The sequence below is a fragment of the Candidatus Halocynthiibacter alkanivorans genome, assembly GCF_003333265.1.
Lineage (GTDB): Bacteria > Pseudomonadota > Alphaproteobacteria > Rhodobacterales > Rhodobacteraceae > Halocyntiibacter_A > Halocyntiibacter_A alkanivorans.
In genome coordinates this window covers 81270-105136 of record NZ_QOLB01000091.1, presented here as the reverse complement: position 1 = coordinate 105136, position 23867 = coordinate 81270, and the positions used below count along the sequence as shown (strand labels likewise).

29 protein-coding genes are annotated in these 23867 nt (G+C 52.7%); 9 read left to right on the top strand and 20 right to left on the bottom strand.

The annotated features are described in order from the left end of the window. A partial coding sequence (locus DWA01_RS23585) for a hypothetical protein (protein ID WP_235008523.1) occupies positions 1-276 on the top strand: 276 nt, incomplete at its 5' end. A 34-nt stretch (positions 277-310) separates the two neighbouring features. Here the strand turns inward: DWA01_RS23585 and DWA01_RS24030 are convergent. The 8 genes from DWA01_RS24030 to DWA01_RS11220 form a co-directional block, all read right to left on the bottom strand. Further along, positions 311-466: a helix-turn-helix domain-containing protein gene (locus DWA01_RS24030; RefSeq protein ID WP_160116021.1), complete on the bottom strand. Its 156-nt coding sequence runs from the start codon at positions 464-466 to the stop codon at positions 311-313. A 24-nt stretch (positions 467-490) separates the two neighbouring features. Beyond that, a complete protein-coding gene (locus DWA01_RS11250) occupies positions 491-1105 on the bottom strand; it encodes a hypothetical protein (RefSeq protein WP_136057721.1) in 615 nt (204 codons plus the stop codon). A gap of 249 nt (positions 1106-1354) precedes the next feature. Next, positions 1355-1966 (bottom strand): molybdopterin cofactor-binding domain-containing protein, encoded by a 612-nt coding sequence (locus DWA01_RS23865; RefSeq protein WP_160116020.1) that lies wholly within the window; start codon positions 1964-1966, stop codon positions 1355-1357. Further along, positions 1966-3147: a molybdopterin cofactor-binding domain-containing protein gene (locus DWA01_RS11240; protein WP_114285933.1), complete on the bottom strand. Its 1182-nt coding sequence runs from the start codon at positions 3145-3147 to the stop codon at positions 1966-1968. The genes DWA01_RS23865 and DWA01_RS11240 overlap by 1 nt, the downstream gene beginning before the upstream one ends. A gap of 16 nt (positions 3148-3163) precedes the next feature. After that, entirely contained in the window at positions 3164-3604 is a 441-nt protein-coding gene (locus DWA01_RS11235) for a molybdopterin cofactor-binding domain-containing protein (protein ID WP_114285932.1), read from the bottom strand. Positions 3605-3606: 2 nt separating this feature from the next. Beyond that, positions 3607-4071 (bottom strand): (2Fe-2S)-binding protein, encoded by a 465-nt coding sequence (locus tag DWA01_RS11230; protein ID WP_114285931.1) that lies wholly within the window; start codon positions 4069-4071, stop codon positions 3607-3609. A gap of 153 nt (positions 4072-4224) precedes the next feature. Then, entirely contained in the window at positions 4225-4479 is a 255-nt protein-coding gene (locus DWA01_RS11225; protein WP_114285930.1) for a hypothetical protein, read from the bottom strand. Next, the gene (locus tag DWA01_RS11220) at positions 4472-5077 is read right to left on the bottom strand and encodes a TetR/AcrR family transcriptional regulator (RefSeq protein ID WP_114285929.1); all 606 of its coding nucleotides are present in this window, start codon (positions 5075-5077) and stop codon (positions 4472-4474) included. The genes DWA01_RS11225 and DWA01_RS11220 overlap by 8 nt, the downstream gene beginning before the upstream one ends. 103 nt (positions 5078-5180) lie before the next feature. On the opposite strand from DWA01_RS11220, the gene DWA01_RS11215 reads away from it, so the two are divergent. Beyond that, positions 5181-5477, top strand: coding sequence for a DUF1330 domain-containing protein (locus DWA01_RS11215; protein WP_114285928.1), 297 nt, complete (start codon positions 5181-5183; stop codon positions 5475-5477). Between the two features lie 65 nt (positions 5478-5542). After that, positions 5543-6523 (top strand): haloalkane dehalogenase, encoded by a 981-nt coding sequence (locus tag DWA01_RS11210; RefSeq protein ID WP_114285927.1) that lies wholly within the window; start codon positions 5543-5545, stop codon positions 6521-6523. Positions 6524-6784: 261 nt separating this feature from the next. Here DWA01_RS11210 and DWA01_RS11200 read toward each other — a convergent pair whose 3' ends face one another. Then, the gene (locus tag DWA01_RS11200; RefSeq protein WP_114285940.1) at positions 6785-7702 is read right to left on the bottom strand and encodes a LysR family transcriptional regulator; all 918 of its coding nucleotides are present in this window, start codon (positions 7700-7702) and stop codon (positions 6785-6787) included. A 109-nt stretch (positions 7703-7811) separates the two neighbouring features. On the opposite strand from DWA01_RS11200, the gene DWA01_RS11195 reads away from it, so the two are divergent. From DWA01_RS11195 to DWA01_RS11185, 3 genes are all read left to right on the top strand, one after another. Continuing rightward, positions 7812-8768, top strand: a complete 957-nt coding sequence (locus DWA01_RS11195) for a glutathione S-transferase family protein (RefSeq protein WP_114285925.1) — start codon at positions 7812-7814, stop codon at positions 8766-8768. Next, positions 8765-9697: a DMT family transporter gene (locus DWA01_RS11190; protein ID WP_114285924.1), complete on the top strand. Its 933-nt coding sequence runs from the start codon at positions 8765-8767 to the stop codon at positions 9695-9697. The genes DWA01_RS11195 and DWA01_RS11190 overlap by 4 nt, the downstream gene beginning before the upstream one ends. 67 nt (positions 9698-9764) lie before the next feature. After that, positions 9765-10142: a nuclear transport factor 2 family protein gene (locus tag DWA01_RS11185; protein WP_136057720.1), complete on the top strand. Its 378-nt coding sequence runs from the start codon at positions 9765-9767 to the stop codon at positions 10140-10142. Positions 10143-11041: 899 nt separating this feature from the next. On the opposite strand, the gene DWA01_RS11175 is transcribed toward DWA01_RS11185, so the two are convergent. The 5 genes from DWA01_RS11175 to DWA01_RS11160 form a co-directional block, all read right to left on the bottom strand. After that, positions 11042-11647, bottom strand: coding sequence for a TetR/AcrR family transcriptional regulator (locus DWA01_RS11175; protein ID WP_114285921.1), 606 nt, complete (start codon positions 11645-11647; stop codon positions 11042-11044). Between the two features lie 39 nt (positions 11648-11686). Beyond that, positions 11687-12487: a DUF2145 domain-containing protein gene (locus DWA01_RS11170; protein ID WP_114285920.1), complete on the bottom strand. Its 801-nt coding sequence runs from the start codon at positions 12485-12487 to the stop codon at positions 11687-11689. Between the two features lie 20 nt (positions 12488-12507). Beyond that, positions 12508-12867 carry a hypothetical protein gene (locus DWA01_RS22945; RefSeq protein ID WP_136057719.1) on the bottom strand — a complete coding sequence of 120 codons (360 nt, stop codon included), beginning with the start codon at positions 12865-12867 and terminating at the stop codon, positions 12508-12510. A gap of 87 nt (positions 12868-12954) precedes the next feature. Beyond that, the gene (locus DWA01_RS11165; RefSeq protein ID WP_114285919.1) at positions 12955-13236 is read right to left on the bottom strand and encodes a YiaA/YiaB family inner membrane protein; all 282 of its coding nucleotides are present in this window, start codon (positions 13234-13236) and stop codon (positions 12955-12957) included. 72 nt (positions 13237-13308) lie between these two features. Beyond that, positions 13309-13986, bottom strand: a complete 678-nt coding sequence (locus DWA01_RS11160; RefSeq protein WP_160116019.1) for a PspA/IM30 family protein — start codon at positions 13984-13986, stop codon at positions 13309-13311. A gap of 728 nt (positions 13987-14714) precedes the next feature. Here DWA01_RS11160 and DWA01_RS11150 point away from each other — a divergent pair. Further along, positions 14715-16046, top strand: a complete 1332-nt coding sequence (locus DWA01_RS11150; RefSeq protein ID WP_160116018.1) for a Mur ligase family protein — start codon at positions 14715-14717, stop codon at positions 16044-16046. A 59-nt stretch (positions 16047-16105) separates the two neighbouring features. Here the strand turns inward: DWA01_RS11150 and DWA01_RS11145 are convergent, their stop codons facing one another. Genes DWA01_RS11145 through DWA01_RS11130 form a run of 4 tightly spaced genes read right to left on the bottom strand, consistent with a single transcriptional unit; the run spans position 16106 to position 19734 of the window. Beyond that, the gene (locus DWA01_RS11145) at positions 16106-16897 is read right to left on the bottom strand and encodes a polysaccharide pyruvyl transferase family protein (RefSeq protein ID WP_114285915.1); all 792 of its coding nucleotides are present in this window, start codon (positions 16895-16897) and stop codon (positions 16106-16108) included. Beyond that, positions 16894-17622, bottom strand: a complete 729-nt coding sequence (locus DWA01_RS11140; RefSeq protein ID WP_114285914.1) for a glycosyltransferase family 25 protein — start codon at positions 17620-17622, stop codon at positions 16894-16896. The genes DWA01_RS11145 and DWA01_RS11140 overlap by 4 nt, the downstream gene beginning before the upstream one ends. Beyond that, the gene (locus DWA01_RS11135; RefSeq protein ID WP_114285913.1) at positions 17619-18767 is read right to left on the bottom strand and encodes an adenine nucleotide alpha-hydrolase family protein; all 1149 of its coding nucleotides are present in this window, start codon (positions 18765-18767) and stop codon (positions 17619-17621) included. Before DWA01_RS11135 ends, DWA01_RS11140 begins: the two co-directional genes overlap by 4 nt. Continuing rightward, a complete protein-coding gene (locus tag DWA01_RS11130; RefSeq protein ID WP_114285912.1) occupies positions 18736-19734 on the bottom strand; it encodes a formyltransferase family protein in 999 nt (332 codons plus the stop codon). The genes DWA01_RS11135 and DWA01_RS11130 overlap by 32 nt, the downstream gene beginning before the upstream one ends. A gap of 631 nt (positions 19735-20365) precedes the next feature. Here DWA01_RS11130 and DWA01_RS11125 point away from each other — a divergent pair. Next, positions 20366-20887, top strand: a complete 522-nt coding sequence (locus DWA01_RS11125) for a hypothetical protein (RefSeq protein ID WP_136057718.1) — start codon at positions 20366-20368, stop codon at positions 20885-20887. A gap of 210 nt (positions 20888-21097) precedes the next feature. Beyond that, positions 21098-21415, top strand: a complete 318-nt coding sequence (locus tag DWA01_RS11120; RefSeq protein WP_114285910.1) for a DUF6968 family protein — start codon at positions 21098-21100, stop codon at positions 21413-21415. Between the two features lie 553 nt (positions 21416-21968). On the opposite strand, the gene DWA01_RS11115 is transcribed toward DWA01_RS11120, so the two are convergent. Together DWA01_RS11115 and DWA01_RS11110 are read right to left on the bottom strand one after the other, a co-directional pair. Beyond that, positions 21969-23294: a TRAP transporter large permease gene (locus DWA01_RS11115; RefSeq protein ID WP_114285909.1), complete on the bottom strand. Its 1326-nt coding sequence runs from the start codon at positions 23292-23294 to the stop codon at positions 21969-21971. Position 23295: 1 nt separating this feature from the next. Continuing rightward, positions 23296-23856, bottom strand: a complete 561-nt coding sequence (locus DWA01_RS11110; RefSeq protein WP_114285908.1) for a TRAP transporter small permease subunit — start codon at positions 23854-23856, stop codon at positions 23296-23298. Positions 23857-23867: the final 11 nt, after the last annotated feature.

The following is a 23867-nucleotide window of genomic DNA, read 5'->3' as shown; positions in this document are numbered from 1 at the left end:
TACCGGATCCGGCACCGCGCTAATTTTAGTAATAAGCGCCGAAACCGACTTTTGGCTCCACTTGGCGATCCGAAGGGCATTCAGAGATTCGTCGATATCCTCGGGTGCGAAACGACACGTTTGGTTTTTTCAATCCGGCCATTCACAGGGAAAACATCAAACCGGCTGACCTGGGGCAGCAGAGCGGACAATGCCGCCGCTCACTTTTTTAGCACAAATGGCAAGCCGCAACCCAATTCGAATGTTTTGGCTGGCGCATCCTGTACCGCTGGATAGGGGCCAATGTGGTCACTCTCACAACTCCTGGAAATTACTGAACCGCACGGAATTCGGACGGGGTCAAACCCACACTAGCACGAAAATCCCGACTGAAATGGGCACTGTCGGAAAACCCGGCGCAAAATCCGATCACTGTCAGCGGGGTATTGCCAGGTTTCAGCAGGTGACAGGCCTCAAAGATACGCACCAGGCGCGAAAAACTAAGCCCGGCCTAACCCAATCTGCGTTGGAGCGTACGCGTTGACAGACCCACCGCGCGGGCCAGTTCGCCGGTTTTCCGTTGGCGTGCAACATCCCGCATCAACAGATCGGTCACTGCGTTAACCAGGGCCGTCAAGGATGTATCGGGGATCGGCGGCAAATCTATTTGCGGCAGGTCATCATCCGTGGTGCCGATGCCTTTGGGAGCGGAATGTGTCTTCCACCCGATAGTCCAGCCACCGGTCACAAGGCTGGCAGGATTATCAGGAAGCCAAAAGCCGCGTTTGTCGCGGATGCGCACAACCCCGTCACCCCGCGCCGCCATATCGCACCACAGTCCATGACAGCCAATGCCTTCCAAAAGGCCAACGATCAATCCACAAATCAACAGGTTTTCCGGTGTCGTTGGTATGCTGCCGCCGGTGGTATACCGTTTGAACCGAGCTTGGTTTTCGCTGGTAAAATCAATTTCCACTCGATTTTTTGAATGGGAAAACACTTCAAACCGACGCCACTTTCCAAACAATACCGACGGGTTTTCAGAGCGAAGTGCACTACGCCATATCGGATCATATGTGACGAGGCTGATCCCTGGCCGATTGATAACAGCGCTTCGGGACCACACTCGCGCCCGACAATTTGGAATAAATCGCGCTTGAGCTCCGCCGGAATATGAGCCTGACGCAACGCATCTGTGCCACCGGAACCCGCAGGGAGTAATTCCGGATTGGTTAGTCTGAGATAAATAACAACAAGGTCGATCAGGCTCGCTTTGGCGAAATCGCGAATGGGACAACCTCCACAATAATTTAGTAGCTCAGGTAACCGGCAATTCAGGCCGCATTTGATGCCGGACGGGATCGGCCACTAAGTTCTACAACAGATTTGTTTGGCCAGCCTCTGCAAAAGTACTTTCATAAGTCAACGGCAAGCTTCGGATGCGCCGCCCTGTTGCTGCAAATATAGCGTTGGCAATCGCGGCGGGAACCGGTGGAAGCGCTGCTTCGCCTACCGCGGAAGGAGCTGTATCGGCGGGCTCGACCAGAGCCACGGTCACTTCGGGGGCTGAAGCGTGGCGGAGAGGTTCGTACATATGGAAATTGTCTTGCTCGACACGCCCTGCGGCAATTGTGATCTGCTCCTTCAAACTCATACTGCAGCCCCAGATAATATTGCCCATTATCTTGCTTTCGACCTGATGTGGATTAACGACCAGTCCGCAATCCTGAGCGCACCAGGCCCTGGTCAGGCTCATTGCGCGCGCTGTGTGATCGATCTGAATATCCACAACAACGGCGACAACGGTTTCATCCTTATATACAGCACAGGCCAGACCGCGTCCGGTGTCGGGAAGCGCAGGTTGACCCCAATTGGATATTTTCGCCACACGGCGCAAAACATTGGCCAGGCGATCACTGCTTGCTGGCAGATTTTGCAGGCGAAACTGCAACGGATCGATACCGGCCTTGTTTGCCAGTTCATCCATCATACTCTCAATGGCAAAAGCATTTGGTCAGACCCAAGGCCGCGCCAGGCGTTGACAGGAACCGGGGTGCGGACTGCCGAATGACGGATGCGCCGGTTTAACATGTCATATTGCGGAACAATGCCGCGAACCGTTCCATCATCTGCTTTTGCCATGTCGATTGCCTTGCCGACAAAATTCGGCACCAATCCGGTTAAGATAGAAGATGATACAACGTCATGATCCCAGTGACTTATGGTCCCATCATCGGTGACACCTGCCTCGATGAAATGGGAAGATTTCGGCTGGAAATAGTTGTTCTGTAACTCAGTTTTCCGGTCCCATTGCACGCGCACTGGCCGATTGAAGGCGGCCGACAAACGCGCCGCGGCCTCGGTCGCCTGACTCGGCACCCGCCCGCCAAATCCACCGCCGATACGATGCGTGTGTACCACTACATCATCGACCTCGCGGCCAACGATCTTCGCCACCCGTTTTTGAGCAAAATAGGGGTCCTGTGTGCCGCACCTAACCTCAACTTTGTCGTCTCTGACCCAAACCAGACCAGAGCGTGGCTCAATCGCTGCGTGGGCTGCGAACGGCGTTTCATAACGACCAGTAACGCGATGCAAGGCAGTCTGCCGTCCGACACCAAGATCACCGGATGACAACAAAGTGTGGGCGAAATCATCGTCCGAACGGAATTTCTCGACATCGAGGCGTGACACAATCTGGCTTTGATTAAGTTCTTCGGCTATTTGCCATTGCGCATCCAATACCGCTATCGCGTCCGCAAGGACAAACGGGTTGTCCGCAACAATCCCTACAAAACCATCGCCCTTGTCGATATCAACGCCAATGACGCCCGGTATCGCTCTGGCCTTCGCCGGGTCGGCTTTTACAAACCGGGCCCCAAAGGCAGGCGGGTATATCGCCGCACCAAAGGCCATATCGGTGATCGAGACGTCACGGGCGTAAGTCATCTGACCCGTGACAATCTCCGCCAACTCGTGATGCCGCCTGCCTTGTCCGATGGCCTGACGTTTATCGGCAGATCTAAGGGCATACCGTGGCAATGCGTTATCCGCCAACAACTGATCGCCAGTGACAATGACCTCTGCGGCAGGCACCAATGCGCCGTAGCCGAGGGTGCTGCCGTCCGGCATGATAAACCCGGCCCGCCCGTCTTTAATCTGATCCATGGGCAGGCCATTTTTTTCAGCCGCCAGCCGCCAGCCTCCGCAATGCCTCGCGCAGTTGCGCGGCACCCCAGGAAACCGGATCAAAGAAATGCGCGATGCTCTGGCTGCCGACTGTCATCTGAAACGGCGGAGCCTGATCGGTATCAGGAAGAATGCACTCAATGTCGGCCTGATCAATATTCAGTTCTTCGGCCACAACCTGACTAAGACCCAGCCCAGCACCTTGCCCCATCTCCATTCTGGGACAGAAAAACCGGATACGCCCGAAGGCCAACGCCTGAACCCATGCCACCCCATCCTGTGCTCCAGGGGCATCAAATGTTGGCAATGCGGGCATTTTGGCGCGCACCTGACGATAAGAACCATAAACCGCAACTGTTACCCCGGCGGCAACCCAGCCGCTCTTTTTCAGAAAATGCCTTTGACTGATGGGTTTCGGATCAGTTTGCTTCCCCATTTTCAAGCCTCCTGCGCGGCACGGGTGATGGCACGGCGAATTCGATCATAGGTTCCGCACCGACACAGGTTTCCACCCATCTCCTCGCGGATGTCTGTGTCCGTTGGGTCAGGAATGCGACGCAGCAGTGCCGATGCGGTCATGATCTGTCCGGCCTGGCAGTAGCCGCATTGCGGGACACCTTCGGCGATCCACGCCTGTTGGACCGGATGCAACGCCCCGCCTGCGAAAGTTTGCGCCAGCCCTTCGATCGTGGTGACCTGTGCGTCGCCGACTTCTGCAACATGTATCTGGCAGGATCGTGTTGCCACGGCGTCAATATGCACAGTGCAGGCCCCACACAGCCCGATCCCCCAGCCAAATTTGGTGCCCGTCAGCCCGACAAAGTCGCGAAGGAAGTTCAGCAAAGTCACGTCCTGTAGTTTTTCAGGCACGGCAACCGGGCTGCCATTGATAGCTATTTCCATGAAAGGCCCCTTTTTTACCGGATTAACTACAAAGCTTCGGCGTTGATATGATGATCGCGCCAAAGAGTATGGCACCCGAGAAATCCAGATTGTATTCATCTCAATGTCACTCCGACTTGAATTGGAGAAGGGGCTCCTAAGCAGTCGGCAAGCTCACCCGCAGATAGGCCGCGACTCGTACGGATCAAAACTGTCAAACGCCTTTTCCAATTCCGCCCATTTGGCCTCGACAATTTTCCAATTGAAGCCAGCTTGGAACAGGCATATGGCCATCGCCGCGAGCCACCGCTCTGCCAAAGTCACAGAAAGCTCTGTGGGTGTGAGTGGCTTGCTGAAAAGCGCTTCGAGAGCCTCCACGCCCCCTTTTCGGTCGGCCGCTATAGTGCAGATTGCTTCAAAATCACGCAAGGTTGCCCTCGCGATACAGTCCTAGTCCCTCGAGTGTCGTTTTCACGCTCAACCACAGCTGTTCTTCATCGCGTAATGCTTTGGAGAAAACATTGATGCCGACCATGAGGTTTTGAAGGGCAAGCGCCTTTGCGTGCACGTTTGTTGTCTCGGGCAGTTCTCCATTCTGAACAGCAATGCTCAGTAATTCTTCAAGGCGGGCAGCACCGCTGAGAACAGCGCCTTTGATCAGGTCTCGAAGTTCGGCATCCGACTCGTCGAGTTCAGACAAGCTGTTGATTACCAGGCACCCGCGTCCTTCGGGGTCGCCAGCGCGCGCAGCACATATGGCCCGAAACATGTTCGTTAACAGTTCGAGGACCGGCATTTCGGGAAGCTCGCCGCGCAAGATGTTATCCGGGGATTGTGCAAAATAGACGGTCAAAGCTTCCTTAAAGAGCTCTTCTCGCGACCCAAAAGCATTGTAAAAGCTTGAGCGTTTAATGCCGAGTGTCTCGGAGATAGCTTTGACGGAGCTTGCATTGTAACCGTGACGCCACATTTCTTGCATTGCTGTTTCTATCGCCGCATCACGGTCAAAGCTTGATGGTCGACCCATCGTATTCTCCTCCTACAAAAGTTTTGTACACATATGGACAAAACTATTCGAATCTGTTTTATACATACATGTACAAATCAACTCAGGTCAAGGAGACCCTAGAATGACTGCTTTTTTTGTTTCTCGTATTAAAGTGAGCGATCCGGCGAAGATGAAGGAATATGCGCAGGCGGCTGGCGCCACAGTTGGCGCTCATGCTGGTAAGCTCGTGCTACGCGGTGATTTTGCCAAGACTCTGATCGGTGAGAGTGCCGATAATCACATAACCGCCATCGTTGAATTCCCAGACCTTGCCACTCTTGATGTCTGGTTCAATTCGCCTGAATACCAATCCCTTAACGCGTTGCGCGTTAGCGTTGGCGAGATGCAGTTCGTCGCCTACGAAGTGCCCGCAGCCTAGTCAAACTTTTCATCATCATTGGAAGAAACAACCGAGCGGTTCCACTGTCTCGGACTGGAGAAACTATGTTTAATCTAATCAAAACAACCTCCCTTGCGGCCGCCGCCGCTGTGTCCCTCACACCAGCATTTGCACAAGAGACAAGTGCTAAGTTGCCCACGCCCGTGATTTCGGAAGAACTGACCATCGAGCGCAGACAAGTAGCGGTTCTTGGGTCGACGATGTCTTATCTAGAAGAAGGCAAGGGCGATGCTGTTGTGTTTCTGCACGGCAACCCATCGGCCGCTTACCTGTGGCGCAATGTAATGCCCTTTGTCAGTACCACCCACCGTACGATTGCGCCCGACCTGATCGGAATGGGGCATTCTGGCAAGCCTGATATCGGCTATACATTTGCGGATCACGCTCAGTATCTGGATGCCTTTATCGATGCACTGGACTTAACAGAAATCACACTTGTAAGTCACGACTGGGGCGCCGCTCTCGCATGGGATTTTGCTCATCGCCATCCGGAAATGGTTGTTCGAATGGCCTTCATGGAAGGTGTTCTACCACCTGCATTCCCTCAGGCAAGTTATGACGCGATGGGTGAAGAGATGGGTGGTATGTTCCGAGCCTTACAAGATTTCGAGCAAGGGTATCAAATGGTTATGGAGGGTAACATGTTCGTAGAAAACATTTTGCCTATGATGATCAACCGTCCTTTGGGCGAGGCCGCGAAAGCCGAATACGGTACCCCATACACGACCGTCGAAAGCCGCCTGCCCACGTGGATGTGGCCTCGTGAGGTACCGATTGGTGGTCAACCAGAGTCGAGCGTACAATTGATGGACGACATCGAAACCTTTATGGGTGAAACCGATATGCCGACGCTCTTGGTCTATGCAGAGCCGGGCGTGCTTGTCCCGCCGCAAGCGGTTCCGTTCTATTCCAGTTTGATACAAGACCTCGAAACGGCCTTCATCGGCCAAGGACTCCACTTCATTCAAGAAGATCAACCCGATGCTATCGGGCGCGCGATCTCTGATTGGCTACGCCGGAATTGATCAATCTGAGGGCGCGCAGCTTTGCGCGCTCTTTCACGCCAGCCCAGCGAAGCGGACGTCCAATTATATGTCATGAACCGCGTGTTTGCCCGCAATGCTTTCTTTGAAGTATAACGCAGCGAATGGCCGGTTCCCGCCCTTCTTCATCAAACCACTGGTCCAAAGGGCGGATACCGCGATCAGCAACTGAGGCTCTGCACTGAATACAAATGACAATAGCGGCATGTACCAATCCAAGATTTCAACTGGGCTATGCATTCCTTAATCGGCTGCCTCAACATCCCAATAAGCGATATCGCTGCCAATACGATCAACCAGAAAGTCGGTAAACGCCCTGACTTTCGCTGGTATGTGACGTCGTTCAGGGAAAACTGCATAAAGTGCCTGCTCTGGCAATATGTGTTGAGGAACAACTCTTATCAAGCGACCAGCCGCAATATGCGAACTGGCAACAAACGTCGGCAGTCGACCCACCCCCAGGCCGTCAATCAGGGCTCGGCAAAGAGCTTCGCTGTTGTTGACCCGTAGCGTCCCCTTCGTTCTGATTTTCGCTTCTCCTTCTGGTCCTGCAAAGGTCCACTCCAGCGCGTCGCGCGAATACGTATAGTGAAGGCAGTTGTGATCGATCAGATCTTCTGGATGCATGGGCGCTCCATAATCAGAAACATATTTTGGAGAGGCGACTATCACGCTCTTAATAGTGGTCAGCCGCCGTGCAATGAGCGCGGAGTCGGGCATCGCTCCTGCTCGGATCGCCATGTCATATCCCGCGCTAACAAGGTCGACCACTCTGTCATCCATTGCTAAGTCCAAGGTGATCCCAGGGTGATTTTGCAAGAAGTCCGTGACCAAAGGTGCAACGTGTAAAAGACCAAATGATACTGGCGCACAAATCCGAAGTTGACCGACAGGCCTGCCTTGCAGCGCTGCAACAGCATCCTCAGCTTCACGCGCCGATCCAAGGGCCTGTACCGCATGTGCCAGATATATTTCACCTGCTTCGGTGAGCGAAATGCTTCTGGTAGAGCGATGGAACAATTGTGCGCCTAAATGCGCTTCCAATGTGGAAATACGCTTACTTACTGCAGATTTTGTCAGCCCCAGCAGCCGTGCGGCGGCTGCAAATCCCCCGGTCTCTGCCACTTTAACAAAAACAGGGATAGCTCCGATTTCGATCAAGACAACCTCACTTGGGTGAGTTAAATTCACCAATCAGTTTCAATCATAAGGCATTATCGTGAATTTGGAACCCTATTATGTTGACTGCAGTCAACTACCGGAGGCTTCCATGCCCAAAATACTCATCAATGGTGAACTCCACCAAAAGCCTGTGCAGGCAAACGGCCAGTTCCAGCGGATACCAAGCAGTTTTCGCGATTGGATAAGTGCCAGTCCTGATGCGAAGTTCCCTGCCGCACGCGGACGCTACCATCTCTATCTCTCAAAAGCCTGTCCTTGGTGTCATAGTGTCGAACTCGTTATGACCCTGAAAGGCTTAAGTGACGCATTCAGCATTACTTGGATGGACCCAATTTCGTCGGAAGAAGGATGGGTTATTGACCTATCTGACTTCAAAGAGACAGATGGGATCCTGCGGGACCAATTTCTTTATCAGGTCTATCAACGTGCAGTGCCGGACTATACAGGATCGATTTCTGTTCCATTGCTTTTAGACAAAGACACGGTCCAGATCGTCAGCACTGAGTCAGCCGACATCATGCGGATGCTCAATTCAACTTTTGCCGTTCATGGAGCCATAGGGCGGGATCTCTACCCCGCGAACCTTGCGAGTGAGATTGATCAGGTCGCGGAGCTTATTCAGGCACCAATACGCAACGGGGTTTACCGTGCAGGTTTTGCGACATCGCAGGAAGCTTACTCCGAGGCAGTCTTAACGCTGTTTGAAAGTTTGGAAGAGATCGAAGAGCTTCTCACGCACAAGCCATACCTGGCTGGAGCAGAAATCACGGAAGTAGATCTAAAGCTCTTCCCCACACTTGTTCGGTTTGATCCTGTCTACGTCACCCACTTCAAAACTGACCGCAAACGGATCGCAGATTACCCAGCACTCTCGCGATATATGCAGGCTATCGCGCGGGTCCCAGATGTCGCTTCGACAATAGACATGGGACATATTCGGGAACATTATTTCCGAAGTCACCGCCAGATCAACCCAACAGGCATCATCTCCATCGGGCCTGCAATGCAGCCCCGCAAGACTGCGGTGAAGGAAATGGTTCTATGATGTCCTTATTTAGCAAACCACTACCACCGATCGTGCTGATCATCAGCATCGGGTCGATGGTTGGCGTGAGTTTCACACTTTCCAAAGTAGCGGCAAACGCGGGAGCACCTCCTTTCACCGCGCTCTTTTGGCAGTTACTTGTGGCGACCTTAGTTCTTTTAACCTTGGGCATTGTGACGGGTCGGAGACTGCAACTCACACGCAACCATTTGGCCTACTACATGGGGGCTGGCATTCTTGGCATCAGCGCACCAGCCCTGATCGCGTACACGGTTCTGGGGCATCTATCGACAGGTTTTTACTCCGCACTTGTAACTCTATCGCCGCTTTTCACTTTCGTTATAACAGCTGGTGTCGAACGTCAGATGCTGCCGTTGCATCGTCTCATTGGGATACTGGTTGGGCTGATTGGAGTTAGCCTTGTGACCCTGACTGGCCTTGATCTGGTCGGAACCGGGATGATCTGGATCGGCCTTGCAGTGCTTGGCCCACTGGCCTTAGCCATGGGCAATGTGTTTCGAAGCCGCGCGTATCCAGTTGGCGGAGACCCCATCATGATGGCAACAGGAGCTTTGCTGTCCCAGCTCATCATAGTATGGCCTGCTCTATTTTTCTTAGGCGATAAAACTGGCGCGGAGGTCCTGGCTACGGGCCCACAGCTCGCAGTGATCTGTGTCGGTCTGATAACAGCAATCGCCTATGTTCTGACCTTTGAAGTTCAACGGCGCACTGACGGCGTGGGGTTTGCTCAGGTTGGCTATTTCGCCACGCTGTCAGGGATCGGTGTAGGTGCAGTCACATTCGGAGAACATATTAGTCCAATGCTCCTGATCGCACTATCCATTTTGTTCATGGGTCTCGCCATATCAAACGGGCAAATCAATCTTTCTTACCTCTGGCGTCGCTTCAGAATTCACGCCGGGAGATAGATATTCACATCAAAGATGAAGCTTCGTCCCCCTCACAATCAACCAAACCCTAAAAGGAGATACTCCTGTGAAAATTACCTCTAAATCCATGACTGAACACACACCTCTGATCGCTGAACTTTATTCAGCCGTCGACGCAATGGATGCGAACAAAGTAGCCAGCTTCTTAGTGGATAACGTGACCTTCCAACTTGGTAACTTTGACAAACTCACAAATCGAAAAGACGTGGAGGAAGCAAACGCGTCATTCTTTAAAACCATCAAAGCCATGCGCCACACGATTTCGGGCATTTGGGCAAGCGGTTCTACGGCATTCTGCGACGGGTTGGTCCACTACACTCGTAAGGATCTGAGCGAGCACGAAGTTCCGTTTGCTACACGACTGGAGTTACAAGACGGCAAGATCACTGACTATCGCGTCTATGTGGACATCTCTGGACTATAATCTCGGTAGACAGGTTACCGAGGAAATGCAGCCCGGCAAACGCGAAGCACTGCTCCAGTTGGGCGAATGTATGGGCAATTTCCAGAACCCAGGTGAGAAGGCCGTTGATGCGCTCACCTCACTGATCGCTGAGATTTCCGGATCTGGCAGCACCGCGCCGATTGCGACTGACGAGGAACCGCAAGACGCTGCGGGCGATGAGGCACCACGACCGCCAAACGGGAGCCCGTCGATCATGACGACGAGGGTGACAAATGAGTTTCGCCCCCACTGCCCCATCATTCCGGCCACAGAACTAGGCCGGAATGGACCAGTGCCTGAAACCCAGGCACTGGCGGATGTTTTCCGGCGTCCTTTATAAAGCCCTGATCAAACGGGACAACCCGTTGATGGGAACCATTTCACGGGCGACGACCTTGTAATTTATGTGCTGGGCTGGAGGCCCACTTCGTCCGCTCAACGGGCGTTCAGACGGAGCGCAATAAATGGCTGGTTAGAGCCCTTTCTGACAGATGCTGCTCCGAGCACATGTTGACGCGAAGGGCGGAGTGCTGGCTTTCGCTACGCGTCGCAGCAATGCCTGCTGTGCGGGCTTCCCGGACCTTCGCTCGGATCCGACCAAATAGTGTTTCCAGCCCTTTGTGGCTGTCTGTGACCACTGTGGCGAATTTCCGCTTCGTGCCCAATATTGTCAAAAAAATTCAAGCTCCAAATTTCGCCTTAGGAACGTGTTCTCCAAAGTGGGTGGAATTCAAACACTGTTTGGAACACCCTGCTTCTCGGGAATAGTATCCTGCCCGACCGGGAAAATTGAGTCGATTATCAACTTTCTCAACAGGTTAAGCCTGCACCAGCAAATGATCTGATTTGGAAAGGTATCACGGGAGCGCAAATCCGCTTCAGTCTATCGGAAAAGCGTTGAACCCTGAATCAACCAGGTCGCCAATGTAGGTGCGTGCTGCCTCTGGATTGATCGTTACAATGGCAGGCCGACATGCAAGCGACACCAGCCCGTGCACAGAAGCCCACAATAGTAGAAAAAACTGCCGGTGTTGCTCTGATTTCGGGTCGGCACCGCCAGCCTGGATCAGCATTTCTAAAAGACCAGACTGGAAATCTTGAGCCTTCAGGTCAGGCGGAACGTTGGATCTGTACTCGAACATCAACCACCAACGTTGCGGCTCTGCGATGGCAAAGTCTAAATAGGCCTCTCCCAAAGCGACAACTCGCGAACGCTTGTCCTGCGCTGATGATTCAAGGGCGGAATGCAAGCTTGCAGACAGCATCGCGGCACAATTCGCGATAACAGCGCGCACAACCGCATCCAGATCGCCAAACGCGTTATAGAGCGAACCAACAGACACATTCAGTTCTTTAGCCAGTCCGCGTGCACTAAGCGTATCGATCCCATTTTCCAGGACGATGCGCTCAGCAACTTTGGTTGCCCGTTCGCGAATGTCAGCGAGGTTGCGCTCGCGCTTCGAAAGTGTCTTCTCTTTGATCATGTTAAGTTCTTGAGACATCTTGCTGCCCTTGTCAATTTGCTACAAGAGGTCAGCTCTGTCGGGCGTTAACCGATATACTTGTGACGCCAGATCATTTGCTCGCATGAACCGAGAAATGGCTCCGAATGTCGCTGTCATGACCCTGGACCCATGGTCTTCGGTCGTCAGTGCTTTTGAGGCAGCCGGAGCCAGAAACCGCTGCAACCCATTGAGTGGGATTGCCTGTGGCTGGAAATGAGCTGCAACATTAGCTTTGATCTGGGGCACATTGTTGGTGCCGTATAAACTTGCCATCAGAACATCGAGCATATGTTCAGTGCAGTTCTGGAACTGGCTCGTGTTCGGATTGGCCAGCACTGAATAATTTGGGTTGTGCAAAGACGAATACGTAGGGCTGGCGATCACCTGCAACAGTTGCTTCTGCAGCCGGGCATCGGGTATGATGACGCCCGCATCCAGACTGTGTGCGCCTGCAAAGAAATCGGCGGGACTGTCCTGAATAAGATTGCTTCGCGTTTTGTTGTCAGCCTGCTGATATAAGTTGTACACTCGATACCCGCGCCCCGTGCTTCCGTCCGCAGATGTGATCTTTGAGTAAACCCAAAATCCCACATGCGTGTACCGGACGCCCTCCGGCAGTCGCGCTGGGTTGCGCCCTATCCGTGCCACGATCGCAACAAGCACACCGCGCGCGGCAAGATCTTGCTGGACCCGGTTGGAGAATGTCGCCACTTCAGCAGCCGGTAGTATGGGCTTGCTGGCTTCGCTGCTACCTGCCCATGCTACGGGTGGCACTGCGATAACCAGTGCGAATAATATCAATAAAATTAGGCGTGCCATAACAGCCTCCTGTGGTCGGTTCAATCAAGGGTTGGTGCAGCATTGGGCTGCACGATGGAGACGACTGCAGGTTCGCCTGCGCCCGCTTGAACAAGGTCTGCGCCTGGCAACAGCGCACCGGTGCTGGTTTCCACCAGTGCTATACCGGAAACTGTGACCGCTGATCCAAACGCAATAATTGGAACGGCGACCATCATCGAAGCGGCTGAAACAGCAGCGACAGACCCGTGACTGGCAGCCTGAGCACTGTGATCTGTGGCCTGCGCAGAATGCTGGTAACTGGGCCCGGCAAAGGATGGGGTAAAAGTAAGCGAGGCTAAAAGGGCAAGTAAAATGGAACGAAGAGTCATGAGTTCCTCCTTTTTCTGAACAGCGTTCATGTTGATTGTCGGGCAATGTATCGGATGTTAAATTGCAGGGTGACCGAAACTGCCAGAGCCCGCAAAGGGGCGCTGGCGATTTTCGAATTAGATTGTGTCGGAAGAACTTGCTTCGGCCAAAAGGCGTTCGGTTTTAGCGTCTTCAATTTTGTTGTACAGGCGATCACTTTCCTCTGAGTCCCGGATCGATTTTGTGATGGAGACAGTTGAACTGACCAACAGGATAGCAGCCATAGCGTAGAAGCCTTTTGCGGCGAAGCTTGCCTCCAGGAAGAAAATGCCTCCAGCCATCATTGAACTGGCAATAGCGAACTGAAGATAAGTAAAAAGGCTCCAGGAATTTGAAGATTTGCTAGTGTAAGCGTTCATGATTTTAGTCCTTTGGTTAGAGTTCGATTTAACCGAACTGTTGTTTTGAACTGAAGTTGGGCTTATTGAGGTTTACTTTGCTTTCTTTTTTAAGCGGTCGAGCACAGCAGTTGCGTCAGGTTTCATCGGAGCGCCGTAACCTGCTTCAGCCAAACGCTCGGTAATATTTTCGGCACTGGTGTCAGCCGACAGTTCTACCATCGCAGTGGCCGTCGCTTCGGCATGTTCTTGACGCTCCTGCAAGCGTTTCAAGGTTGTTTCTGCATCCTTTAAGTCGTTGACAAAACCAGATGGCATAACCCCACGTAGGCGTTGTGCCTTGTCGTTTGCCTCCGCCATATGCTGCCCCTGTTTTAATTCACGGAGGCAGGTCTCGCTTTCCGTCAGGCATTGTCTCAGCCTGACGATTTGCGTTTGATATGCTTCGATCACCTTACAAGTTGCGTCCCGCTCCGCTTCTAGCTGGGCAATGATACCGGCCGCCTCGGAAGCGAGTTCTTCACAATTCTGTTCCAGCGCATCCAATGCGCGTGTTTCGAGATCTAAAATCTGAGCTTCAATCCGCTTAAGAGATGCTTTTTCGCGTTCCGCATAGGCCATTACGACAGCCACTGCTTTTCGGGATTTGTCAACGCCGCGCGCGGCGTCCCGCATTTGCTGACGTAACAATGACAATGCATTCGCGTCTAACATTGCTTGTGAGCCTTCAGTCGTTTGTCCGCGAACCAAAGTTAATAATTGTTTGAACATTTTGACTTCCCTTGCGTTGTGAACGATGTTCATGGTGAGTGATATATACAATTGTGAACGATGTTCAAGTCTTTTTGTGAACATCGTTCAAAAAACTTAGAAAGCTCTGTATGGGAAGCAAATGCGAAGCCAGACGGGAGACTGTCCGAGTGCGACCATTGATACTGCGAAAGCGCGGACCGGCGCCCAAGGCTGTATGTACGGCCGGTAGCAAGTGGAAACCGCCTTGGCCGAGCATTGGTGGACGTTCGGATGAAGGCCGCTCAGGAGATGGGCTGGAAAACCCTTCTGGTTAATGCTGTCAAAGGCAATCAAGATATGTTTCGCATCTACAAGAGCCTCAGTTTTCGTTTGATTGAACGATACCCGGAGTGCTCCGACCCGACCACAAAGCGGTCATCGGTCCGTGCGGCATTGAAACCCGATACTGACAACTGAGCGGACAACCTTACACCGGAATTCAAGTCAAAAGCTTTTCATCAGGTTCACCGCAAATGTGTTGCGAAATTCCCTGCGACGCCATCGTTTTTGGGGTGACAATTCGTCAGATATTGCAGACTTTTGTGACTGATGATAGAAATGGTGCGCACCGAACCACCTATCCAAAAGACAATAGTTTCTCTGAATTTCCAATTGGTATAGCCCTTTAAACGCAGGCCACTACTACGGCGCTCCGCATCTGGAAAATGGCTACAAAATATGTCGCAGGCAATCCCCCTGGAGGGCACATGTCATCGAATGTAAGGCACAAGAACCTGCTGCGCGGAATCGTGTTCAGATTTCGCACCGGTCCATTGCGTCGCTTCCGCGCAAAAATCTCCGCAAACCGGAGACTGAAGAGCACGGCGTGCTTTATTGCGATTACAGGCAGTTCGGGGAAATCGACAACGGCTGGTCTGCTTAGCCATATCCTTTCGGTACAAGGCTCTGTTCGGAGCCAAATCCTCGACAACACTATTAATTCAGTAATCCGCACCCTCAATCGAGTGCTTCCAAAGCATCAGTTTGTTGTGGCTGAGCTAGGCGTCGGCAGCAAAGGCGAAATGGCACCGATGGCAAATATGTTCCGCCCAGAGGTTGCGATCGTAACCATGGTTGGACAAGAACACTATTCTGCGTTCCACGGGGCGGAAGCTGTTGCAGTTGAAAAAGGTGCCTTATTGGAGGCGCTGCTACCAGACGGCCTTGCTATCCTGAATGCGGATGATCCCCTGGTCATGTCGATGGCCAAGCAAACTTCGGCACGGGTTGTCACATTTGGACGAGCTGAAGACGCCGACTACCAGGTCATCGCGGTGCATGCGGCATTTCCAGAAATGATGTCCGTTTCCATTGTCGGAAAAACCGGGCAACTGGATCTTGGGAGTTGCTTTCCCGGCGAACATTTTTGGATGCCAGTTGTTGCCGCGGTAGCAACTGCAATGGAACTCGGAGTGCCACCCGAAATCATAAGGGACCGGGTTGCCGATTTTGCCCCCGTTGTGAACCGCTGCCACATTGAAGGGACACACAACGGCCCAACATTTATCGTCGATACAGTCAAGGCGCCCGCCGATACGCTTGGGACAGCATTCAAGATGATTGCCCGCGCCAATGTGCCTTTCAAAAGAATTGTTTTAGGCTCCATTTCTGACTACCGGGGTAAGTCGTCGAAACAATACAAATCCGCTTACCGCGAAGCGCGGGCAGCAGCGGATCAGGTGATATTTGTTGGCCACACTTCGGCGCGAGGGAAACCATCCGAAGCCGACCTGGCCTCTGGCCGTTATGTCCATTGCCCAACACCCAAAGATGCATTTGAACATATTCGGCGCACCGCCAGAAACGATGAGCTCATCTTGCTAAAAGGGTCTGCCAATCTACATCTTGAACGGATTTCCTTGGCGTTTCGCCATCCTGTTAACTGCTGGGAACCTGCATGCGGTACTATGGTAAACTGCGTCGCTTGTGGTGCATTTTCACAGACATTTGACCGCAAAGCGCTGCGTAAAAAGAAAAATGCAGCGCGGCTGAAATTCTGGCGCCCGCAGCAGGAAACGGAAATACATTCCGTCCGTTAATTCCCGTATTCGCCACCGCTGCTACTCCCGCTCAAACGTCGGCCCAATATTCTGGGGCGTCATAGACATTCAGTTAGACGGGCCTTCAAGACGCGGCGATATTCCACTTTGTCCCACTTATACTGACCCACTGAAAATTCGGAATCTGGCAAGGACCTCAGAAGCTGAGGCGTTAAACTGTGCATTGTCTTGGGTGCATCAAGGGTTGAAAAATAGTCATCGAATTTATACCGACCGCCCATCATTTTATCCGACGGTGCAACCCACAGGTTTGGAATTTCCAACGCATCGGCCACGATCAGCCCATGGAGCGACTGGCAGATGACCCTGCGACAACTTGAGATGTCACGAACCACGGCCCAGGGGTCGCGGCCTACGTCAATCAGGCGAATTTCGGGCGGTGTGATCAGACGCGCCCATTTAAGCGACAGGACATGAGGCACAAAACCGGTGTCACCACCTGAATCAGGAGATAGCAGTTGATCAACAAGCACCATCGGATCCCCAAGAATGACGGAATCGTCCAGTCCGAGCGCATCCCGGGACAGCGCGCCCCGCAGACTGATGATCTGTGCTGGTTTTGGCAGATTGACCGGCGGCTTCAAAAAGCCGGATCCCAGAACCAGAGACGTTTCGGTTGCTTTTTCGAGAATGCTTCCCATGCCTAAAAAATGCCTGGCGTCACGCCGTGTAACTAAGCGGGGACGCAAACCGCAAAGTGCTTCATAAAAAGACGGGTTGATATCGTCACCAAAATTCGGGCGTCCGACATGCCAAAACATCGCAGGAGCGTTTTTCGGTCCAAGTCTTGCAGACCAGTATCGTTTGACTTTAGTTAGCTTTCTGATCATGCCCGGTTACGCCTCGATTTCAATGCCACAATAGCCCGATAAATTGGTCGCCGCAGTTCACGTGATATGCGATCACCGACGCCCTTCGTTTCGCCGATCAAGCTGCCGCCCAAATCGGCAGACATCTCGGTCACACCGGATGGCCAGACTGACAACACATCTGCCTCATGCAACCACCGTGCCTGAATGAACGTATCGACCGGACGATCGAAGCAATTCGAAGTTTCGAGCAGTCTTTCTGCAGCACCCCGTGTCACAAGTTGTGCCTGCATTCCAAGGCCTATGACCCGAGGCCGAAATAGTTGTGTTTTTTGTCGCGTCGCCAGCACCCGATCCGGTCGTTCACGGTTTTGTACGGGAAACCGGATCAGCATACTCTCACCCAGTGAGCGTCGGCTCAATTCAAGGGCTTCGTCGAAGCGCGTATTCAGAAAAACGTCATCTTCGATCACTAGAGCCGCATCCACCCCTTCATCCAAGATGCGTTTCCAACACGCGCGGTGGCTAAGGAATGCTGCTATCTCTCCGCGCCTCAGCGTAAAAGGATAGCGCGGTGCGAAGCCATCGCCCATCACTTCAGAAATATTTTGCCGCGTCAGTTGTTCGCCGTCTACACCCTCGTGCACCAGGGCGTCACCCCCGAACACATTCATAAGCCGGTCCACGTTCTGCTTTCGTGCTCTGGAGCGTGGCAAATGTAAAATATAGGTTTTCAGACCTGTCATATTTTTATCCCCCTATACCGCATCCGGTGTTTCATGACCCGGAACCGGGCGTCCAGATTGGAGAGGCCAAGCAGGCTCTTAAACTTGCGGGTACGGTGGTATCTGGAGATCTCCGCATCAAGTTGCGGGAGCAGATCGGAACGCCCTTCGGAGTCTGCCTTGTCTCTGAACCTGACAAATTCAGATAGGATCGCATCGTCAAGTATATGAAAACTGCCAACCGAAGGTTGAAACACTGGAAGGGTCTGCGACTTGTCTGACATTGACAATAAAGAAAGGGCCGCCATGACAAATGTACATTTATCACAGACACCGCAATTCGACCGGGAGACATTGCAGACACGAAGGTGTCGCATCAACGTATTGACGGTCGAAATACGCGCGATCTTGTCCACTCTTTCTTCCAGGCCGAAGTGCTCAACCGCTAGCTGCTCCGTTCCAAATAAGGGGTCCAATTCTGGGTTCGAGCCCCACGGGACGTTCCTTGCAAATTCATTGCCCGAAGCGGAAATCAGTACCCTGCAAAATCGATCAGAAAGCATGTGACCGATCGCCGACAGAACCGAGCCGTGATATTCGGTCCATCCAGCATAGCGGTGAAATATCTCGCGTACATTTGTTTCAATGACGACCGGCTCGATGCCGAAATCTCTCGCTACATCGCGGCACGTCTGATCGAGGCGATCATTTGCCTCACGATCATTTAGCGGAATATCTGCCCCCAGAATCGTAATAATGCCCTGAAGATTTTCATGTTCTTGCGCGAGCGTAAAAGAGGAATCGACACCGCCCGAAAAGAACACAGCCGCCGCCCCCTTAGCAACTGATCGCGTGGGCTCGGCGACTTCGGCATCAACGCTCACTGTTCTGCACCCCGGCCACCAGGAACGGAACATACCGCTTATCTGACCTGCCCGCTCCAACAGATTGCGGTCAACGGCGGCTTTGACAATTAATCGACTTCCAACTTCGGACGCAGGAAAAAGCCCCAGGCAAAAAAGGGCGTTGCCATTTGGACCCAAAGCACGGCCTGTCCGGCTGCGAAACCAGGCCGTCCCAAGTGATTTGGACCCGGCCATTACATTAACGCGGATTTCGTCCGCACGCGTTTGGTCAGCGAAGGACAGGATCAGCGGTTCTGGCATTGTTAACTCCTTGAATACTTTTCTTGCGCCGCCATCTCTGCATCGCAGACAAACGCGCAACTACTCGGCTCAATTGGTACAAAACTGATTTTCGGCGCAAACGAATGCGCGCATCACAAATATCGACTTCCAAGAATAACGACGTGGTCTTTGCTGGCGTACCTGTCGGCGGACCAATGCGTGAATATATCCCAGTAACTGCCTGGGGCGTTTGCCCTGCCATGTCCGCCCAACTCATTGCAAAATACCGCCCAACGCCGCGAAACCTTTTCTCCAGATCTTCCAGTGTCAGGGCCGACGTCAGCACCTTTTCCGTTTGACTGACACGCCTGTATGACCCGCTGCCCGGCACTTGATCCTGCGCACGTAAATTACCGTTTAGAAATGCAGGCAGTTCAAGTTCGACCATGCTTGCTGCGCTGCGGGCGATCATGTGGTCCCATTCAAACATGTTTGACGCGTCTGATGCCGGGCATCGCCGCTGTGCAATAATCGGCCCTTCATCAATTCCCTCGGTCAGGCAATGCATCGTGATCCCACCAAATTCATCGGCTGCGTCATCCAAGAGCATTCCTTGCCGTGGTGCAGATCCACGGTAACCAGGTAACAGAGAAGGGTGAAAATTTATGGCGTGGTCTCCAAAAACCGACAAAACCTCTTGGGGCACAATATTGAGTGTCTGCAAAGTCACCAGAACGTCTGCCCCCGTGGCCCGGGCGGCACTACAGGCGCCAGCCCAATGCTTCAATGGCGGGCAAAGCCGAACATTTACACCAGCCCTCTGCAGGATTCGAACTGAGTCAAATTCAGGAAATATCTTACCGGCCAGACTTTTTGGCGGCCTCAGAAACGGGCTGTCTGGCTCACAACACCAGACTTCGGCAATCTCATTTCCCGTTTCCAACCAAGAACTAATGACCTCCGCTGTGATCAACGTCGGACTGGCAATAATTAAACTTCGATACATTTAGAACACTTTTTTATCAATCAATTTATGACTTAAGCGAGATTCAGCAAGACAAAAATTAGGCAACGTCAAGTAAGCGTCCAAAATGTTTCCAACACTTGGAGAGCTGTCCAAACGGCTTCAACAGCGATACCAAAACCCAGCGTCGCGGTTTGCGGGAAACTGACCTTGATTTGGCGAAAATCTTGAGGACGGAATAACTGCGACTGAGTGGTTCACTCGCATCGGCAGAGAATGTCGCCTTTCTCCCGTCGTGGGCCGGAGCGTGCAGCCGCGGCAAAAAGGCAGCCCCCCATCCTGACAAATTTATGCGGGTTCAGCATTGGGCATAAGGGCTCAGACCAGCCATTCGCTGCGTGAAGCATGAATGGAAGGTGAGGGCCGTTCTTGACAGTTATTGTAGAGGAACGTGGTCCGATTGCTGCACCAGATACAATTCGACGCGAAGGGCGGAGAGCCGCCATTCGCTGCGAGCCGCACCAATGCCCGCTGTGCGGACTTAGCGAACGTCCACGATATGATTTGCGCAGTACATGCAGCAGCGCTTCTCGTCCTTTAGGTCATATAGACATACCGGCGATTGACTTCCACTCTCCACCAATCGGATAATCCAATTAGAGGATTTTTGAATTTGAAACATATCATTTTTGCCACCACTTTCGTTCTTGCACTGCTGGAGCCAGCTAATGCGCAAACGCGACCAAGTGAACAAACAAACGAGCTTGTCCGAAATGTAACTGAGGCATTTTTTGACCTGCTCCCACAAGATAGTTTTGATATTGAACGCGCATTTATGTCGGATAGTTTTGCGTCTGCTATGACGCAAAAGTCGTGGCAAAATGTGCGCGAGAAATTGATCGAAGCTGCGGGAAAAACAACCCGCTATGTCGCTCACAATTTAACCTACTATCAGCGTGATTTTTTGATCGCTGCCGTCGACTTTTCAGGCCAAGCTACAAAACCGGATATGTTCATTTGCGGTTATATTTTGTGGGAAATTAGCGATCCAAACACGATCGGTTTTGTTCGTCTTGAACAAAACGTAGTGCCGGTCTCTGTATTCCAGAGCATGCCAATACAAGAAGCAGCCCAATTGATGGGCGATTGGCGCTGTCCAGTTTCCCTGATCGAAACCGTTTTGCGGTTGAACTGAATTAGTCCAAATTTGCTGTCTTTCGGTTTCGGAACGGCAGAATGTGGTGAGCACTTTGCTCGCCGATCTGAAGTGTTCGTCCAAGAGTTCTGATCAGCCCTTCGCTACAGCTTGAACGAACAAGCGCTGAGCGAAATTTGTTTTTGCGATAAGCATCGATCATAGTGGAGACAGGGCGCGACTTTCTATCCCGACAGGAGGATCAAGCGAATGACAGGAGACGTGTTTGTTCAAAGGACGTTCGAAGTCGACGGACGTGAAGTGAAGTGCCGCTTCTTCCGACCGGAAGAGTGTGAAGTCGATTATGTCTGTCGATACGAGATCGAATGGCCTGGTCAAACGCGTTCTTTTCGAGGATACGGTGTTGATGAAGTGCAAGCCCTTCTGCTCGCCATGCAAAATGCCCATATCGAACTCTTGGTCGCTCGCACGAAACAAGGACTACGGGTTGAATGGCTCGACCAGCAAAGTCTCGGTTTGCCAATTGCCGAAAACGTCCGCGATCTGGATCCTGACAACCGTTTCTGACTTAAGCCAAGCGACCGCGTACCACCCAAGTCTGGAACTTAGCTAAGTTATACAGACAGCGAAATAAGGCTCAAATCGGCGCTTCGCCGCAGTGGTTACGAATGGCCGCAATGAGTCGTTCTTGACAGTTATGGCAGAGGGACGTGGTCCACCCCTTGCATCAGTGCACTTCGACACAAAAGGCGGAAAGGAGCCATTCGCCGCGCTAAGCGCCGACGGCAACTGTGCGGACCTTGCGGTCATTCACTGTAGTTGACCCAAATTGCGCGAACGGTCCAAGCCTGCCATTTGCGATAACGCCGGCCTGAAACAGAAAGCTGTCATTCAATCATCTTGCAGCATGACGGGAACAGGCGTCGCTTGGGCCCTGCATGCGAAAAAACTCTGCCGTTGAGAGCTTCTGCAAGGCCATCAAAGTAGAGTTGCTTTGGCAGAGGACAAGCGCGCTGCGATGTATTATTATTCAAGGTCTGTCTGACGTGGTTGTCAGACAGACCGGTTTCAGAAGGCCGGCGCGCCCGTCACTGGTTGGAATATCCCGAACAGCAATGGTTTAACGCCCCGTGATCCCAGGGAACATGATTAGCAGCGCCAATGCAAAAATCTGTAATCCAATAAAGGGCAGCAAGGCCTGGAAGATTTCGCCCAACGATATATCTTTGGGGGCAACGGATTTGAGATAGAATGCCGCCGGACCGAAGGGGGGCGACAGAAAGCTGACCTGCATATTCATCGCAAAGACGACGCCGAACCAGACCGGATCAAATCCGAGATCGACCACAATCGGCACGAAGATCGGCATGGTGAGAAGCGCAATGCCAACCCAATCAAGAAACATCCCGAGCACAAACAGCATCAACATCATGAAAAGAATGATGACAGTCGGGTTGTCGGAAATGCCCGTGATAAGCGCCGAAACGAACCTGATCCCGCCCATCAGATTAAACACACCCACCAATGCTGTTGCGCCGATGCCGATCCAGACGATCATGCCAACAGTCGCCAGTGTCTGACGCGCTGCCCCTGTCAGCAACGCCAGCGAAAATTCACGCCGCACCATTGTGGACAGGGTTACGCCAAAGACGCCGACAGCAGAGGCTTCTGTCACACTGGCGATCCCGCCGTAGATTGAGCCCAGAACAAAGGTCACGACCAGCACCGGAAGGATCAGCCCTTTCAGCAGTCGCAGTTTTTCAGCGCGTGGTATCGATCCGGCTTCCGGCACCGGCGCGAGGGACGGGTTCAGGTAGGCCCGGAACAGGATATAGGCGCAATACAACCCTGCCAGGATCAGACCCGGCAGAAATGAGGCGGTAAACAGGTCGCCTATCGATACATTGGCGGTCAGACCATAGATAATCAGCACGATGGATGGCGGGATCATTGTGCCTAGCGCGCCACCGGCGCAACAGACACCAATCGCCAGTTTGCGGTCGTAGCCAAGGCGCAGCATCTGTGGCAGCGCAATCAATCCCAAAAGCACTACTTCTCCGCCGATAATGCCGGACATTGCCGCAAGCACAACCGCAACCAGCAACGTCTGAATCGCCACACCACCGCGTAACCGCCCCCCTACAAGACGCATCGCGTCAAACAGGTCACGTGCAATGCCGGAGCGGTCAAGTATGGCGGCCATCAAGACGAACATCGGCACCGAGACAAAGACAAATGAGTTCACAAAGCTGAAAATTCGACTGGTGATCAGCGGGACCGCGTTTGCCCCGAACCATCCGAGTGCAAAGATCAGCGCCACGAGCAAAGTCACAAAGGCAAGTGGCATGCCGGTCAGAAGCAGTATCAGAAGCATACCGAACATAGCGAAGGTCGCCCACTCAATGCCCATCGCTTTGAAGTCGGTCAGGTAAGAAAGCCATTCCATCTTAGTGCTCTTTTCTTGAGATATAGGAGAGGGCAAAAATCAGGAATTGAATTGCCATGATGATCAGGATGAAGAGCAGGAACAATTTCAGCATGCCTGGCGTTGGAGGGTTCCAGGCCGATCCTGATGTCTCAAGCCGGAAGTCACCGGCAGGGGTCCAGACCGCGCGTTTTACGCCCTGCCAGGCGGCCCAGGCAAAAAAAGTGGTCGCGGCACAGCACGCCAGCGAAATCCAGATATCAAATATCCTGCGGGTCGGAGTTGCAATCCAGTCGTAGATCAGCACGACCCGGATATGCGCATTGCGGGAAGCGACAAATAGACCGCCGAACAAAAATGCTATCGCGTTCAAAAAAATGACCGTTTCATGTGCCCAGATTGTCGGTCTGTTCAGCGCGTAGCGCAGGAACACTTCCAGAACCAGAATGCCAGCCGAAATCAGAATGCCAAGGGCGAAGACGATGCCGACAGCATTCACAACCCGCCCCAATATTCCCGCGCACGGGTCGGCACCCGATGTGTTTGACGGGGCGTCCCCATCTTCGTTTAGTTGATCCATCATCTTCCCCCCAA

Bases quoted from the DNA above. Each gene is read 5' to 3' on its own strand.
- DWA01_RS11140 (WP_114285914.1), bottom strand. From the start codon at position 17,622: ATGACAGGTCTGAAAACCTATATTTTACATTTGCCACGCTCCAGAGCA.
- DWA01_RS11210 (WP_114285927.1), top strand. From the start codon at position 5,543: ATGTTTAATCTAATCAAAACAACCTCCCTTGCGGCCGCCGCCGCTGTG.
- DWA01_RS11115 (WP_114285909.1), bottom strand. From the start codon at position 23,294: ATGGAATGGCTTTCTTACCTGACCGACTTCAAAGCGATGGGCATTGAG.
- DWA01_RS11195 (WP_114285925.1), top strand. From the start codon at position 7,812: ATGCCCAAAATACTCATCAATGGTGAACTCCACCAAAAGCCTGTGCAG.
- DWA01_RS11150 (WP_160116018.1), top strand. From the start codon at position 14,715: ATGTCATCGAATGTAAGGCACAAGAACCTGCTGCGCGGAATCGTGTTC.
- DWA01_RS11135 (WP_114285913.1), bottom strand. From the start codon at position 18,767: ATGCCAGAACCGCTGATCCTGTCCTTCGCTGACCAAACGCGTGCGGAC.
- DWA01_RS11215 (WP_114285928.1), top strand. From the start codon at position 5,181: ATGACTGCTTTTTTTGTTTCTCGTATTAAAGTGAGCGATCCGGCGAAG.
- DWA01_RS11175 (WP_114285921.1), bottom strand. From the start codon at position 11,647: ATGATCAAAGAGAAGACACTTTCGAAGCGCGAGCGCAACCTCGCTGAC.
- DWA01_RS11170 (WP_114285920.1), bottom strand. From the start codon at position 12,487: ATGGCACGCCTAATTTTATTGATATTATTCGCACTGGTTATCGCAGTG.
- DWA01_RS11160 (WP_160116019.1), bottom strand. From the start codon at position 13,986: ATGTTCAAACAATTATTAACTTTGGTTCGCGGACAAACGACTGAAGGC.
- DWA01_RS23865 (WP_160116020.1), bottom strand. From the start codon at position 1,966: ATGGATGAACTGGCAAACAAGGCCGGTATCGATCCGTTGCAGTTTCGC.
- DWA01_RS11120 (WP_114285910.1), top strand. From the start codon at position 21,098: ATGACAGGAGACGTGTTTGTTCAAAGGACGTTCGAAGTCGACGGACGT.
- DWA01_RS11240 (WP_114285933.1), bottom strand. From the start codon at position 3,147: ATGGATCAGATTAAAGACGGGCGGGCCGGGTTTATCATGCCGGACGGC.
- DWA01_RS11235 (WP_114285932.1), bottom strand. From the start codon at position 3,604: ATGGGGAAGCAAACTGATCCGAAACCCATCAGTCAAAGGCATTTTCTG.
- DWA01_RS22945 (WP_136057719.1), bottom strand. From the start codon at position 12,867: ATGAACGCTGTTCAGAAAAAGGAGGAACTCATGACTCTTCGTTCCATT.
- DWA01_RS11145 (WP_114285915.1), bottom strand. From the start codon at position 16,897: ATGATCAGAAAGCTAACTAAAGTCAAACGATACTGGTCTGCAAGACTT.
- DWA01_RS11220 (WP_114285929.1), bottom strand. From the start codon at position 5,077: ATGGGTCGACCATCAAGCTTTGACCGTGATGCGGCGATAGAAACAGCA.
- DWA01_RS11130 (WP_114285912.1), bottom strand. From the start codon at position 19,734: ATGTATCGAAGTTTAATTATTGCCAGTCCGACGTTGATCACAGCGGAG.
- DWA01_RS11230 (WP_114285931.1), bottom strand. From the start codon at position 4,071: ATGGAAATAGCTATCAATGGCAGCCCGGTTGCCGTGCCTGAAAAACTA.
- DWA01_RS11165 (WP_114285919.1), bottom strand. From the start codon at position 13,236: ATGAACGCTTACACTAGCAAATCTTCAAATTCCTGGAGCCTTTTTACT.
- DWA01_RS11110 (WP_114285908.1), bottom strand. From the start codon at position 23,856: ATGATGGATCAACTAAACGAAGATGGGGACGCCCCGTCAAACACATCG.
- DWA01_RS11190 (WP_114285924.1), top strand. From the start codon at position 8,765: ATGATGTCCTTATTTAGCAAACCACTACCACCGATCGTGCTGATCATC.